The organism is Pseudomonas sp. AK181, from assembly GCF_051122975.1.
GTDB lineage: Bacteria > Pseudomonadota > Gammaproteobacteria > Pseudomonadales > Pseudomonadaceae > Aquipseudomonas > Aquipseudomonas lactis.
In genome coordinates this window covers 1,115,277-1,129,471 of the sequence record NZ_CP146348.1, presented here as the reverse complement: position 1 = coordinate 1,129,471, position 14,195 = coordinate 1,115,277, and the positions used below count along the sequence as shown (strand labels likewise).

Annotated in this window: 10 protein-coding genes; 2 read left to right on the top strand and 8 right to left on the bottom strand. The window is 58.2% G+C overall.

The genetic code is table 11. The features are described 5' to 3' along the window. Positions 1 to 3 precede the first annotated feature (3 nt). From V8689_RS05375 to V8689_RS05365, 3 genes are all read right to left on the bottom strand, one after another. Positions 4 to 1,101 carry an amino acid ABC transporter permease gene (locus V8689_RS05375; RefSeq protein WP_003188758.1) on the bottom strand — a complete coding sequence of 366 codons (1,098 nt, stop codon included), beginning with the start codon at positions 1,099 to 1,101 and terminating at the stop codon, positions 4 to 6. Positions 1,102 to 1,111: 10 nt separating this feature from the next. Next, positions 1,112 to 2,293, bottom strand: a complete 1,182-nt coding sequence (locus tag V8689_RS05370) for an amino acid ABC transporter permease (RefSeq protein ID WP_056789790.1) — start codon at positions 2,291 to 2,293, stop codon at positions 1,112 to 1,114. Positions 2,294 to 2,365: 72 nt separating this feature from the next. Further along, positions 2,366 to 3,397 (bottom strand): amino acid ABC transporter substrate-binding protein, encoded by a 1,032-nt coding sequence (locus V8689_RS05365; RefSeq protein ID WP_044271982.1) that lies wholly within the window; start codon positions 3,395 to 3,397, stop codon positions 2,366 to 2,368. A 346-nt stretch (positions 3,398 to 3,743) separates the two neighbouring features. On the opposite strand from V8689_RS05365, the gene V8689_RS05360 reads away from it, so the two are divergent. Both V8689_RS05360 and rhlB read left to right on the top strand, forming a co-directional pair. Next, the gene (locus V8689_RS05360) at positions 3,744 to 4,400 is read left to right on the top strand and encodes an alpha/beta hydrolase (RefSeq protein WP_060766182.1); all 657 of its coding nucleotides are present in this window, start codon (positions 3,744 to 3,746) and stop codon (positions 4,398 to 4,400) included. 95 nt (positions 4,401 to 4,495) lie between these two features. After that, positions 4,496 to 5,962 (top strand): ATP-dependent RNA helicase RhlB, encoded by a 1,467-nt coding sequence (rhlB, locus tag V8689_RS05355; protein ID WP_056789786.1) that lies wholly within the window; start codon positions 4,496 to 4,498, stop codon positions 5,960 to 5,962. A 64-nt stretch (positions 5,963 to 6,026) separates the two neighbouring features. On the opposite strand, the gene V8689_RS05350 is transcribed toward rhlB, so the two are convergent. The 5 genes from V8689_RS05350 to moaC all read right to left on the bottom strand — a co-directional run bounded on the left by V8689_RS05350 (position 6,027) and on the right by moaC (position 14,130). Next, positions 6,027 to 10,775 carry an RHS repeat domain-containing protein gene (locus tag V8689_RS05350; RefSeq protein ID WP_056789783.1) on the bottom strand — a complete coding sequence of 1,583 codons (4,749 nt, stop codon included), beginning with the start codon at positions 10,773 to 10,775 and terminating at the stop codon, positions 6,027 to 6,029. Positions 10,776 to 11,069: 294 nt separating this feature from the next. Further along, positions 11,070 to 12,830: a hypothetical protein gene (locus V8689_RS05345; RefSeq protein WP_434520689.1), complete on the bottom strand. Its 1,761-nt coding sequence runs from the start codon at positions 12,828 to 12,830 to the stop codon at positions 11,070 to 11,072. 132 nt (positions 12,831 to 12,962) lie between these two features. After that, positions 12,963 to 13,415, bottom strand: coding sequence for a molybdopterin synthase catalytic subunit MoaE (gene moaE, locus V8689_RS05340; protein ID WP_056789777.1), 453 nt, complete (start codon positions 13,413 to 13,415; stop codon positions 12,963 to 12,965). Positions 13,416 to 13,417: 2 nt separating this feature from the next. Then, positions 13,418 to 13,660: a molybdopterin converting factor subunit 1 gene (gene moaD / locus V8689_RS05335; protein WP_056789774.1), complete on the bottom strand. Its 243-nt coding sequence runs from the start codon at positions 13,658 to 13,660 to the stop codon at positions 13,418 to 13,420. Beyond that, positions 13,657 to 14,130 carry a cyclic pyranopterin monophosphate synthase MoaC gene (gene moaC / locus V8689_RS05330; RefSeq protein ID WP_032893473.1) on the bottom strand — a complete coding sequence of 158 codons (474 nt, stop codon included), beginning with the start codon at positions 14,128 to 14,130 and terminating at the stop codon, positions 13,657 to 13,659. Before moaC ends, moaD begins: the two co-directional genes overlap by 4 nt. Positions 14,131 to 14,195 lie beyond the last annotated feature (65 nt).

Sequence of the window (14,195 nt, the reverse complement as noted above, 5' to 3'; positions counted from 1 at the left end):
CTCCTAACGCTTGTGGCCAGTGTCGAGCTTGCGTTCCAGATGCATGGAATAGCGCGACATACCAAAACAGAAAATCCAGAACACCAAAGCGGCGAACACGTAGCCTTCAGTGGCCATGCCCAGCCATTTGGGGTCGGCGGCGGCTTGCTTGACGCTGTTGAGCAAGTCGAACAGGCCGATAATGATCACAAGGCTGGTGTCCTTGAACAGGGCAATGAAGGTGTTGACGATCCCAGGGATCACCAACTTCAAGGCCTGCGGCAAAATCACCAGGCCCATGCTGCGCCAGTAGCCCAGGCCCATCGCCGCAGCGGCTTCGTATTGCCCCTTGGGAATCGCCTGCAGACCACCGCGCACCACTTCGGCCACATAGGCCGACTGGAACAGGATCACACCGATCAGCGCCCGCAGCAGCTTGTCGAAGTTCATGCCCTCGGGCAGGAACAGCGGCAGCATCACCGACGACATGAACAGCACGGTGATCAACGGCACGCCGCGCCAGAACTCGATGAAGGTCACGCAGACCACCCGAATGGCCGGCATATTCGAACGCCGTCCCAGCGCCAGCACAATGCCCAGCGGCAAGGCGCCGGCAATGCCGACAGTGGCGATCACCAGGGTGAGCATCAGGCCGCCCCATTGGCTGGTCGCCACGTTGCTCAGGCCGAACACGCCGCCGTGCAGCAAGCAGTAGGCGATGATCGGGTACAACACCAGAAAGCCCAGGCCGTAGATCGCCTTGCGTGGGAAACGCGAGATGAACAACGGCGCCACGCCCACGATGGCCAGCCATACCGTCATGTCCACGCGCCAGCGCAGGTCGACGGGGTAATAGCCATACATGAACTGGCCGAAGCGCTGTTGGATAAACACCCAGCAAGCGCCCTCCTTGGTGCAGTCGGCGCGGGTGGTGCCCACCCAGTTGGCATCGAGGATGGCCCAGTGCAGGATCGGCGGCACCACCAGGTACACCAGGTAGATCGCCAGCAAGGTCAGCAGTGTATTGAGCCAGCTCGAGAACAAGTTGGCGCGCATCCAGGCCACCGGCCCGAAGACTTTGCTCGGCGGTGGCATGTCAGGTTTGAACGTATGCGTAGTCATGGGTGTGTCCTCACCGCTCGATCAGCGCAATGCGCTTGTTGTACCAGTTCATCAGCAGGGAAATGCTGATGCTGATCGCCAGGTACACGCTCATGGTGATGGCAATGACTTCAATGGCCTGGCCGGTCTGGTTGAGCACCGTGCCGGCAAACAGCGAAACCATTTCCGGATAACCGATACCGGCGGCCAACGACGAGTTTTTCGCCAGGTTCAGGTATTGGCTGGTCAGCGGTGGAATGATCACGCGCAACGCTTGCGGGATGATGACCTTGCGCAGCGTCGGCCCCGGGCGCAGGCCCAGTGAGCGTGCCGCTTCGGTCTGGCCATGGCTGACGGACTTGATGCCCGAGCGCACGATCTCGGCAATAAACGCTGCCGTGTACACCGTCAGCGCCAAGGTCAACGCCAGCAGTTCCGGGATCAGCACCCAGCCGCCGACGAAGTTGAAGCCAGCAAGCTTGGGCATTTCCCAATGCAGCGGCGTGCCGAAGAGCAACACGCACAGCGTCGGGATTACCACCAGCAGCGCCAGGCCTGCCCAGAATTTATGGAAAGGAACCCCCGTCGCTTCAAAGCGCTTGTTGGCCCAGCGGGTCATCAGCACGATGGCAACGATGGCGACCACCAGGCTGGCGACAAACGGCCAGAACCCATCGGACGCCAGCGCAGCCGGCATGTTCAGGCCACGGCTGCTGACAAAGAAGGTGTCACCGAAGTTATGGCTGTTGCGCGGCCCAGGCATGGTCAGGAACACCGCGAAGTACCAGAACAGGATTTGCAGCAGCGGCGGAATGTTGCGGAATACCTCCACGTACACCGTCGCCAGCTTGTTGATCATCCAGTTGGGCGACAAGCGCGCCACGCCGATGATGAAGCCGAGCAGTGTTGCCAGGACTACACCGATCACGGTCACCAGCAAGGTATTGAGCAGCCCGATCACAAACACCCGGGCATAGCTGTCCGATTCGGTGTAGTCGATCAAGTGCTGCGCGATGCCGAAGCCGGCACTGCGCTCAAGAAAGTCGAAACCCGAGGTGATGCCCCGGTGTTGCAGGTTGGTCTGGGTGTTATGGAACAGGTACCAGCCCAGCGAGACCACCGCCACGATCGTGATGATCTGGAACAGCCACGCACGCACTTTGGGGTCGCTGAAGCTGAGCTTCTGCTTGGGTGCGCCGATTTGATTTTGCATGAAGTGCCCCGAAAATAATGGAACAGAACATCACCCGGCAGTTGGCCTACCGGGTGACAGAACCATCAGCGATCAGCGCACAGGGGGTGCGTATTGAATGCCGCCGTTGTTCCACAGGGCGTTCAGGCCACGGTCGATTTCCAGCGGCGTGCTCTTGCCCAGGTTGCGTTCGAACATCTCGCCGTAGTTACCCACTTGCTTGACGATCTGTACTACCCAGTCCTTCTTCACTTTCAGGTCTTTGCCGTATTCGCCGTCGGCACCGAGCAGACGCGCAACGTCCGGGTTCTTGGTGGACTTGGCTTCAGCTTCGACGTTTTTGGAGGTCACACCGGCCTCTTCCGCGTTGAGCATGGCGTAGCCCACCCAGCGCACGATGGCCAGCCACTCGTCGTCGCCATTACGCACGACCGGGCCCAGGGGCTCCTTGGAAATGGTTTCCGGCAGCACCACGTAGTCTTTCGGCGAGGCCAGCTTGCTGCGCTGGGCGAACAGCTGGGACTTGTCGGACGTCAGTACGTCGCAACGCCCGGACTCCAGCGACTTGGCGCTTTCATCGGAGGTGTCGAAGGTGATCGGGGTGTATTTGAGGTTGTTGGCGCGGAAGTAGTCGGAAACGTTCAGCTCGGTGGTGGTACCGGCCTGGATGCAGATGGTTGCACCGTCCAGTTCCTTGGCGCTCTTGACGCCCAGCTTGTTGTTCACCAGAAAGCCGATGCCGTCGTAGTAGGTAATGAAGCCCGGGAATTTCAGGCCCATGCCCGCGTCGCGGGAACTGGTCATGGTGGTGTTGCGCGACAGGATGTCGACTTCGCCCGACTGAAGCGCGGTGAAACGCTCCTTGGCGTTCAACTGGCTGAACTTGACCTTGGTGGCATCGCCAAACACGGCAGCCGCCACTGCGCGGCAATAGTCAGCGTCGATCCCGAGGATCTTGCCGCTGGCATCCGGCACCGAGAAACCCGGCAGGCCGTCACTCACACCGCACTGCACAAAGCCTTTCTTCTGCACGGCGTCCAGGGTGGCGCCCGCCTGGGCAAAACCACTGACACCCAGTACAGCCGCCGCAGTGACGATAGCCAGGGTGGATTTCAATACCTTCATTACAAACCTCCAATTGCTCTTGTTGTGTCGGAGCTCCAACCTCAGCGCACCCTTATGAGGCGATATCGACCCGTGTTGGTTTTTTTTGGGGCCAAGCAGCATGAGGTTTTTGCGGTAATTCCAGGTGCTTTCCCACGAGCGGCACTCACTGATAGTGTTACCGTCCTAGGAGAGTTCTGACATCGAGCTACACATAGCAAGGCGCGTACCAGAGTCTTGGCCGAGCGGCTGCAACTGCGCTTCAATGGCAAAAGATTCAGCCTTGCGACATTCTCTTAACAGATCAACCTGTCGCGCACCGTTCCGACGCACCTAATCGGAGCACCCGCACATCTATGGAGCAAACATGACCGAACCCTTGATTCTTCAGCCTGCCAAGCCCGCAGATGCCTGCGTTATCTGGCTGCATGGCCTGGGCGCCGATCGCTACGACTTCATGCCGGTGGCCGAAGCCCTGCAGGAAACCTTGCTGAGCACCCGCTTTGTTTTGCCCCAGGCCCCCACGCGCCCGGTGACGATTAATGGCGGCTACGAGATGCCGAGCTGGTACGACATCAAGGCCATGAGCCCGGCCCGTTCGATCAGCCTGGAAGAACTGGAAACGTCGGCAAAAATGGTCACAGACCTGATCGAGACACAACAGAGAACCGGAATAGACACTTCGCGAATTTTCCTCGCCGGTTTTTCTCAAGGCGGCGCCGTGGTTTTCCACACCGCGTTCAAGAAATGGGAGGGGCCCTTGGGCGGTGTGATCGCCCTCTCCACCTATGCGCCCACCTTCGATAATGACCTGCAATTATCCGCCAGCCAGCAACGCATCCCCACGCTGTGCCTGCATGGCCAGTACGACGAAGTGGTGCAGAACGCCATGGGCCGCAGCGCCTACGAGCATTTGAAGGGCCATGGTGTCACCGTGACATGGCAGGAATACCCAATGGGCCACGAAGTGTTACCCCAAGAGATACACGACATAGGCGCCTGGCTGACTGAACGCCTGCGCTGAACCCCGTGTTTATGTAGCCGTATGACAGACGCACTACGCCGCGCCCGATTCTTGCATTACACTGGCCGGCGTACATTCCTTAATCAATTAATGAGATGACCGTGCTCAAAGCACTCAAGAAGATGTTCGGCAAAAGCGAGGCTGAGCCGCTCGCGCCTGTTCCCAGTGCACCTGCCCCCAAGCCCGGCAACCGCAATGACGGTCAACAGCCCGGCCGGAACGCGCCCGCCGCCTCACCGAACACAACCACGGTGACGCCGCCTGAACAGGTAAAGCCTGCCGAGCCCGCCCCGACGCCTGTGGCCAAGCCCCGTCGCGAACGTGCGCCCAAGCCGCCCGTGGCCCCATGGAAGCTCGAAGACTTCGTCGTCGAACCCCAGGAAGGCAAGACCCGCTTCCACGATTTCAAACTGGCCCCGGAACTGATGCACGCCATCCAGGACCTGGGTTTCCCGTACTGCACGCCGATCCAGGCGCAAGTGCTGGGCTTCACCCTCGCGGGCAAAGACGCCATCGGCCGCGCCCAGACCGGCACCGGCAAGACCGCCGCGTTCCTGATCTCGATCATCACCCAACTGCTGCAAACGCCGCCGCCCAAAGAACGCTACATGGGTGAACCGCGTGCGCTGATCATCGCGCCGACCCGTGAACTGGTGGTGCAGATCGCCAAGGACGCCGCTGACCTGACCAAGTACACCGGCCTCAACGTCATGACGTTCGTGGGCGGCATGGATTTCGACAAGCAGCTCAAGCACCTTGAAGCCCGCCATTGCGACATCCTCGTCGCCACCCCGGGCCGCCTGCTCGACTTCAACCAGCGCGGCGACGTGCACCTGGACATGGTCGAAGTGATGGTGCTGGACGAAGCCGACCGCATGCTCGACATGGGCTTTATCCCACAAGTACGCCAGATCATTCGCCAGACCCCGCCGAAAACCGAGCGCCAGACCCTGCTGTTCTCCGCGACCTTCACCGAAGACGTGATGAACCTCGCCAAGCAGTGGACTACAGATCCGTCCATCGTCGAGATCGAAGCACTCAACGTCGCCAGCGAAAACGTCGAGCAGCATATCTACGCCGTCGCCGGTGCCGACAAGTACAAGCTGCTCTACAACCTGGTCAACGATAACGGCTGGGAGCGCGTGATGGTGTTCGCCAACCGCAAGGACGAAGTGCGCCGCATCGAAGAACGCCTGGTGCGCGACGGCGTCAACGCCGCGCAACTGTCGGGCGACGTGCCGCAGCACAAGCGCATCAAGACCCTGGAAGGCTTCCGTGAAGGCAAGATCCGCGTGCTGGTGGCTACCGACGTGGCCGGTCGTGGTATTCACATCGACGGCATCAGCCACGTGATCAACTTCACCCTGCCGGAAGTACCGGACGACTACGTACACCGCATCGGCCGTACCGGGCGTGCTGGGGCGGCAGGTGTGTCGATCAGCTTTGCGGGCGAAGATGACTCGTACCAGTTGCCGTCCATCGAGGCATTGCTGGGGCGCAAGATCAGTTGTGAGACGCCGCCAACGCATTTGTTGCGGGCGGTGGAGCGCAAGCGGCCTTAAGCGCGATTCAATGCCAGTCAGCGAACCTGACTGGCATTTTTACCACCTCGGCCAATATTGCTGATCAGTCATCACGATCCGAGTCAATCAGAACAGACTGACGAATACGCGTTACCTCCCGTCGAAACTCCCCGTAAAACTGAAAACTACTCTCTGACATGTCCACCAGTCCCAGGCTCATGGGTCGTGGCTGTGGTTGCTGCTGCGACTGGGGCTGCTCGTCCTCGGCCACTGGCTGCGCTTGTGTGCTTTTGAGTCGAGCATCCAGGCCACGGCCGAAGTTGGTCCATCTGAGCACCGAGCGGGCACCGCCGAATACTTGACTGACAGTAGTGATCCCTTGCTTGGCTGTGAACGCGTAGGACAGCCCTGTCGCATTCTTACCTGCCGCAACGAGCCCGACCCCAGCAGGGCTGGAGAAGAAACCAGTGGTCTTTTCAGAGGCCTTGAGAGCCGCGACTCTAAAGGCATTAACCCCTGTTGTGGCAGAAAGGCCTAAGCTGGCAGCCACCCCCACCGTGGAAAACGCGAAAGATGCCCACCCCAGATTCTTGATGTGCCTCGAACGATCCCAGCCCATCTGCTTGTCAACCGCTTCGATACTCAGCCCTGTAATACCCAGCGTGCCGCCTATGCTGCTACCTGAAGTAGCGACCACTGCCAGCACCTTGCCCGCCATCGCCAACCCTGTGATTGTTTTTGAGGCGAGCGCCAACGCCAGCCCGGTTGCGGCAAAATTGAACGCCACCAATGACAGGGCGAGCGCCACTCCCGTGAGCACCCAAGACAGCCACTTTGGAAAAAGGCCAGTGGGGTCGATGAGATTGATGGGGTTACCGGCACAGTAGGAGTAGCTGTTGATCCCACCCTCGTCAAAAGGCGCCAGCGGATCAGCCGAGAGGAACACCATCAAGCGCGGATCGTAGGTACGCTTTTCCAAATGGTACAGACCGACCGCTGCATCCAGCCGTTCGCCGGTAAATGCCGGCAATTGCAGGTCCGCCATCGAGCGCACATTACCGTCCCGCGCAACCACATTGCCCTCGCCATACGGAGCGTAATGGCGCTGCACCGTAGCCTGCCCCGGCGCCACGACGCCGCGCACGCTGCCCGCCCCGTCATTCAGATGCAGTTGCGGCCCCTCTACCCCGCCAGTGCGCGCCTGCACGTGGCCAGCCGCATTGAAGTAACGCAGTTTCCTGCTGCCCTCCAACAACGTATCCAGGCGATCCCCCGCGTAAGCCATGACTACCGGTGTTTCGTTACCCCGGGCCGCCACGACTTGGCGAAATTGAGCATCGTACTGGTAACTGCATTGCAGCGAGCCCTCCTGCACGCTGGTCAACTGGTCAAAGCCATTGTAGGTATAGATGCGCCCGGCCGGCCCACCGGTCAAATTACCCGCCGCATCATAGGTCAAGGCATCATCCTGCGCCGGGTTGGAGTGGGTTACACGGGTCAGGCGGGTGGGGTCTGCGTCGGTGAAAAACCGTGTGCTGATGTCCTGCGTGCCATCGGCGAAAGAGGTCACGACGCGGGTGATGTTGTTCAGGCTGTCGAAACTGAACTGTTGCCCTGCGATGTTTCGTCCCAGGGAATCCTGGGGGTACTCACGCCCCTCACAACGATAAGTGGTCAGTCGCAAAAAGGCGTCATAAGTGAACGTCTCGCCAATCACCAACTGCGCGGCTGCATCACGTACAAAACGGCTGGCCAGCAAGCTATTGGGATGATAAGTGCTGCTCATCACTTGCAGCAGCGCGCCGTTCTGCTCAAAGCGCCGCTCAGCCTCGCGCCCCAGGGCGTCATAGCCCACGCGGGTGACCACCTCGGTATTGGCATAGCGGGTGGTCAGCACTTCGGGCCGCGCAAACCCGTCATAGCGCTGTTCAACCACCACAGCCCCGGCCACCATCTTGAAAAACCTGCCGTTGGCGTCATATTCAAAGTCGCTGCGCTGCCCTTCGTAGGACGTGTGGTGCAGCAAGCGCCCGCCCGGCGAATGGGCGTAATAGGCGGTCAGTGGCGTGCCAAGGACCGTTTGCACCTCCTTTTGCGGGTACCCGTTCACATCATGGAAAACCTCATGTTTGAGCGTGCCACTCTCTGAAAAGGTCGGCTGGCCACTGATCGGGTCGTACCGATACAGCTTGTCCGGATGCCCCGCCATCGCGACGCTGCTCGGCGCGCCCAACTCCTTGTCGTAGGACCATTGCTGGCGATGCCCGGCTCCCGACACAGCGGCGACTGGTTCTGTCCAGCCGGTCTCATACTGCCAGGTGGTGGCGGGTACCGTTCCCCTGGATTGGGCAGTCAAGCGCCCCAGGCTGTCATAAGTGCGCGCTCCCACGTTCCGGCCGTCGATGCTGATTGTACTCACCCGCTGGTCGCTGCTTCCTGGCGCGTAGGCCACGGTGCGCTGCCGCGAAGGGCTGCCATCCGAAGGCGTTTGGACGGTCGTCACCACGCGGTCGAACAGGTCATAAGAGTAATCGGTGCGATGCTTATCCACGTCCAGACGTGACAGGCAACGCCCCAGACCGTCATAGGTGCGCGACTCCACCTCAGTGAGCTGCCCGAGAGCGTCTACCCGGTTCACCCGGAACGGCTGATGATGAGCATTCAGATGAGTTTCCAGACGCTCGCCACCCTCGATGCCCGTCACACGTATATGCAGCCGTGGGTCGTAGTCATCAATTTCCACGCTGCCATCGGGCCGGGTCACGCGGCTGGCGTTGCCCCATGGGTTATAGGCGTAGCGCGTGGTCAAGACGCGCTCGCCATCCGGCAGATAATCAATACGCGTCTTTTCCACCGTTTGCCCAAGCGCGTCATAACGCCAGGTGCCGAGGGGCTGCTCGTTTGTTCCGCCCTCCAGCAGCAACGCTTGTGCAACCTGCCGTCCCATCCCATCGTAGTACGTCACGGTGCTGCGGCCTCGTGCATCCGTGGTTACCAAGTGAGCGCGTTTTGTAGGCGTTGCATAGTGATAAACAAAACGACTTTCGGCTTCCTCCGGCTTACCCGGTGAGGCCGTTTCGGACGTCAATCTCCCTGCGACATCGTATGTCGTTGCCAGCGTTGTCTCCCCATCCCCGTTCATCGATAGCAGCCGCCGATTGGTCAAAGACACAACGTTCAACGAATCGAGCCAATGCCCCTCACGCCCGCGCAGGCGTCGAGTTTCCGAGAGGGTGTCACCACTTTGGATGTAGGAAAGCTCGGTAATCAGGGCCAGCCCCTCAAGGGTGCTGGTGTCGGTACGCAATCGGCCATGCAGGGCCAGGTTAGCGGGCGCGTCGTAATAGGTTTTGTGCACGCTCGCACGGCCTGCCTGAATGCTCGACAGTTCCAGCACGAAGTAGCCACCCGCAGGTGCAGGCAGCGAGGTGAAGGTAAAGTCGGTCACGCGAACGCCCGGCGTGCCATCCGCCGGGATCACCCGCTCCTGCTTCAAATAACGCTGAAACAGCCCACGAGGGTCGGCGGGGCAGCGGCCTTGCTCTCCACCTACTGGGTAGTAGTCATATTCGGTGCTAACTCCCGTTGCCTCGCTACGGCTAAGCTCATTGCCAAAGGAGTCGGTCTCGATCGTTACCACCTCTTGTCGCGCTGTGCCGCCAGCAACCAGCGCATAGGATTTAGTGATACGTCTGGGTAGTTGGAAGTTGGGGGGTTGGTCAGCGAACAGCCCAGGCCGCAGGTTGTATTCGATCTGCGTGCTGGCCAGGGTGCCTTCGCGCCGTACAAGCTCCTGGGTCAATAAATGGTATTTGTTGTAGGTGGTGCGGGTGACGCTCAACACCGCATTGTTGGCCGCGCTATCGATACGGGTCTCTTCCGTCCAGTAGTCATAGTCACTGCCCACCAGGTACAGGTTGTCCTCGCCCTCACGAAAACCGCCTGAAAAGGGGAAGCCGGTAAAATTGCGCCTAGGGCTGTAGCTGTAGGTTCGGGACATCCCAGGCTGATAGGCGCCTGGGGTCTGGTCCCAGCTGGTTACACGCGGAATGTATTGACCATTGGCATACTGATGACCGTTTTCGGCGTAGTTGATCAGTTCATCGCCGCTCATCGGCGAACGCACTCGATGGATAGCGATCATGCCGTTGCGAAAGGCGCGTCCATACTCCAATACATAGCCCATGCTCGGCGGCAGTTCACGACTGTCATAAGGTGCGCTGAAACCGGTGAGCCTTCCGTTGGTCTGGCTGAAGAGGACACGCGCATGACGCCCCCCATCCACTCGGGTGTCGGCCCTGACCAAGCGACCACTGGAGTAAGTCAGCAACAGCAACACTTGCTGATCATGGTCGAGAATGCGCTCAAGAGAACCGCCTGCCGCGTACTCCCACTTCATCCGCTCGCCGTTTTCGAACTGCAGGGCGACGATGCGATAAGGGGACGTGCTGCTGGTGCGCTGCAACACTTCTACGGTGCCGTCTTTGTAGATCACGTGCAGCGTGTTGGTATCCGGACGCTTTACCACCAGGTCGGCCAGTTTACGGTCCTTGAACAGCAGCGTACCGCCTACCGCAGGCAGGCTCTGGGTTTTGAATTGCTCGCCGGTAAGCAGGGTGAGGCGCGAACGAGCGATATCGAATTCAGTGTTGCTCATTCGCCAACCGGAGCCGTAAACCCCTGACTCGTTACTCATCATGGAGAATGACAGGGCGATCGTTCTGCTCACGTCCAGCGGGCCTTGGGGGTATAAGTTAGCTAATTGAATTCGGCAACTATATTGGCCGGTACGCGGGTCTACCGTACCGCCAAAGTGAGAGGCGAAATTGAAGGCTTGAGAGTAAATATCCATATTAAGCTCCGAGAGCCGAAAAGTCACATAGCGTACTCACGCGCCTAACCATCCACTAATTTAATACGATCTGCGTCATCTTGTTGCTCCAAGCCAAATACATGCTCACAACCATAGTTATCCCAAAGGCGCCACTTACTATTTGAATCAGCAGAGCCATCTGAAAACATCGTCACATGGGCGCGGACAGCACGCATTATTGTAGGGCGCTGATTGAATCTGACAATTTTTTCACGATTTGAACTCCCAGCCAGAAAGATATCATCAAGCGAAACCACAGGACTAGCAACATCTTTATTTACGACGACCCCACCCTTTTCGATAAAACCCAGCACCACGCCGATTAAAAAAAGTTGTCTGAAAATTATTACCCTCCCTCCGTATCGACAATGGCGTATCAAAACCTTTATTGACAATAAAATGCAAACCTCCTGGCGGCGTCCAATAATAAACGTCCATATCATAATATTCATCATTATAGGCATGTACATCAACGTACTCAGTAAGATCCTGCGCACGCAACTGATAAGGTCTTACTGGATGAATCGTCACATACGTATCGAACGAAACATCCCCGGCTCTGGAATTGGTCGTATAGGTCACTCCATTAATCGTGACAGACGCCATGAACCTTTGTTCTTCGATAGCGACATTGGGCTCCACACGCATATATCGCTCGACGACCTCTCTTTGCCGTTGAGAGCGCCCGGCCATAGCATTTATATATTGATCCGGAACGAGCTCATCGATGCCCGTAGTCCAACGTCCGGTATCGTAGATATTTTTCTGCTGGTCACAGCTCCAACCCGGGGGGAGCGGCTCATGAACATTTGAGGAGTAGCGCGTTACCGTTACGCTGTTACGCTCCGCATCGGATAACCTGGCAGGCACCGAACTCCCGTCAGGCATTACCTGTTCAACCTCGATCTCAACGATGACCTTGCATTGATGACGGCCGTTCGCATACAAATCGTCCGTGACTATCCCGCCACCGGTTAACATAATCAGGAAACGAACTATCTTGAGCGGCCGAAAAATTCCTCCGCTTATTCCAACTGTAGGAACACCAGGCAGTCCCATACCGTCTGACGCCCACACTGAGTATCTATGTTCATTCCCATAGTTATCCAGCAGTTGCCAAAGACTTTTTGTATTTTGATTTTCTGATTTTAAAGAGGATGTCAACCTGACCAAGCGCATAATAGTCGGCCTTTGATCAAACCGGACAGATGGGCTTGGTGCCCCTCCGGACAGACCCACATGAATTTCATCCAAGTCCAAAGGTATATCAGGAGAATTTTTATTTACAAATGTACCTATCTTTCTTGACCCTTCACCGGTCATAGGGATTGTATACGATATTACGCTACGAAAATCCTTGCCTTGACCTGGAGAAACCAGCGGATTATCGAACCCCTGATTTTCAACGATCCACATTCCGGCCGGAGGTGTCCAATAGAACACATGCACATGAGTCTTCCGATCTTCGGAATAGTAGGCCCACAGATCCATATGCATCTCTAGATCGGTCTCACTTAATTCGATGGGACGCACAGAACTCAACGTGATAGACGGTTCAAAACCAGCGGTTTTTCTAAAACCATTAGTTGCATGCCACCCTCCACCAACCATTATCCGAGCCATTAATACTACCGGCCCAATTGGGGCGTCTGTATCGCAACGCAGATAGCGTTTGATACTTTCGACTAGTGAATTGTCGGCCTCAGCCAGCTCTATGCTCTGCTCCGCCTCTGGCGACTTACCGCGCCAAAGCCCAAGCGTGAATTCATTTTTTGTCTCATCACAATGCCACCCCTGAGTCAGTGGTTGGTCGAGACTTTCTGACCACTCAACAACCGTAACACTGGCGCGCTCCTCATCCGTCAACGGCGCCTGAGCCCACTCACCCTTGGCGTCGATGACTTCTTTAACCACGTCAATAATGACTTCGTATTGATGACGCCCATTGGCATAGAGCCCATCCGCCACCCCTGCCCTGGCGGCGCGCCGGATACCAAACCCCGCCAAACGACAGTTGCTAGCTTGCGCGACCATGTCCCGTCCCCTTCGATAAGCTCTGTAGACGAGACCATCAGAACCTGCCACGGGGAGGTGAAACAACTGTCAGATCTGACAGTTGTTTATATTCATTTCAACTATCGCCAACCGTTTAAAGCATCGAAAGACTCAGGGCTTCCAGCGGTCAGCCGCCGCGTGATCACTGTCGCGCCCCTCCACCCACCGCGGCCCATCCGGTGTATTTTCCTTCTTCCAAAACGGCGCCCGCGTCTTCAGGTAATCCATCACAAACGCACACGCCTCAAACGCCGCCTGCCGATGCGCACTGGCCGCACCGACAAATACAATCGGCTCACCGGGCTCCAGCGCGCCAACACGATGCAGCACCTCCAGCTTGAGCAATGGCCAACGCTGCTCGGCTTCCACGGCGATCTTGCCCAGGGCCTTTTCGGTCATGCCGGGGTAGTGTTCCAGGAACATCCCCGACACGTCACGCCCGTCATTGAAGTCGCGCACATAGCCGACAAAGCTCACCACCGCGCCCACGCCCACATTGGCCGCCTGCATGGCGTTGACTTCGGCACCGGGATCAAAGGCTTCGACTTGCACACGAATGGCCATGCTCAGCCTCCGGTCACGGGTGGGAAGAAGGCGACTTCATCACCGGCTTGTACCGGCTCATTCAGGCTGCACAACTCCTCGTTGCGCGCGCACATCAGGCTGGTTTCGTTGAGTACGGCGAATTCCGGGTCAGCAGCCAGCGCGAGGCGCACGGCATCAACGGTGGCGAATTCACCTTCCATTTCCAGCGAATCGAAGCCCACCGCTTCAGCGTAGCGCGCAAAAAACAGTACGTTGATACTCATTGTTCATCCGCCTTGAAATGCCCGCTCTTACCGCCCAACTTTTCCAGCAGGCGAATACTCTCAATGGTCATGCCGCGATCCACCGCCTTGCACATGTCGTAGATCGTCAGCGCCGCGACACTGGCGGCGGTCAGGGCCTCCATCTCAACGCCGGTCTGGCCGGAGAGCTTGCAGCGCGCGAGGATATGCACAGCGTCCGCGCCGTCGGCACGCAGTTCCACCTTGACGCCGGTGAGCATCAACGGGTGGCACAGGGGGATCAAGTCACTGGTTTTTTTCGCTGCCTGGATCCCGGCAATGCGGGCCACGGCAAACACGTCGCCCTTGGGGTGGGCGCCGTCGACAATCATTTGCAGGGTGTCGGGCAACATGCGCACCCGCGCTTCGGCCACCGCCTCACGGAACGTCACGGCTTTGTCGGTGACGTCGACCATATGGGCGCGACCTTGGGAATCGAGATGAGTCAGCACAGGGATACTCCTGATCAGGAGCAGCGATTGTAAACCTGTGGGTCAAAATTTGCGCAGGGCTGTTT

Bases quoted from the DNA above. Each gene is read 5' to 3' on its own strand.
- V8689_RS05375 (WP_003188758.1), bottom strand. From the start codon at position 1,101: ATGACTACGCATACGTTCAAACCTGACATGCCACCGCCGAGCAAAGTC.
- V8689_RS05370 (WP_056789790.1), bottom strand. From the start codon at position 2,293: ATGCAAAATCAAATCGGCGCACCCAAGCAGAAGCTCAGCTTCAGCGAC.
- V8689_RS05365 (WP_044271982.1), bottom strand. From the start codon at position 3,397: ATGAAGGTATTGAAATCCACCCTGGCTATCGTCACTGCGGCGGCTGTA.
- V8689_RS05360 (WP_060766182.1), top strand. From the start codon at position 3,744: ATGACCGAACCCTTGATTCTTCAGCCTGCCAAGCCCGCAGATGCCTGC.
- rhlB (WP_056789786.1), top strand. From the start codon at position 4,496: ATGACCGTGCTCAAAGCACTCAAGAAGATGTTCGGCAAAAGCGAGGCT.
- V8689_RS05350 (WP_056789783.1), bottom strand. From the start codon at position 10,775: ATGGATATTTACTCTCAAGCCTTCAATTTCGCCTCTCACTTTGGCGGT.
- V8689_RS05345 (WP_434520689.1), bottom strand. From the start codon at position 12,830: ATGGTCGCGCAAGCTAGCAACTGTCGTTTGGCGGGGTTTGGTATCCGG.
- moaE (WP_056789777.1), bottom strand. From the start codon at position 13,415: ATGGCCATTCGTGTGCAAGTCGAAGCCTTTGATCCCGGTGCCGAAGTC.
- moaD (WP_056789774.1), bottom strand. From the start codon at position 13,660: ATGAGTATCAACGTACTGTTTTTTGCGCGCTACGCTGAAGCGGTGGGC.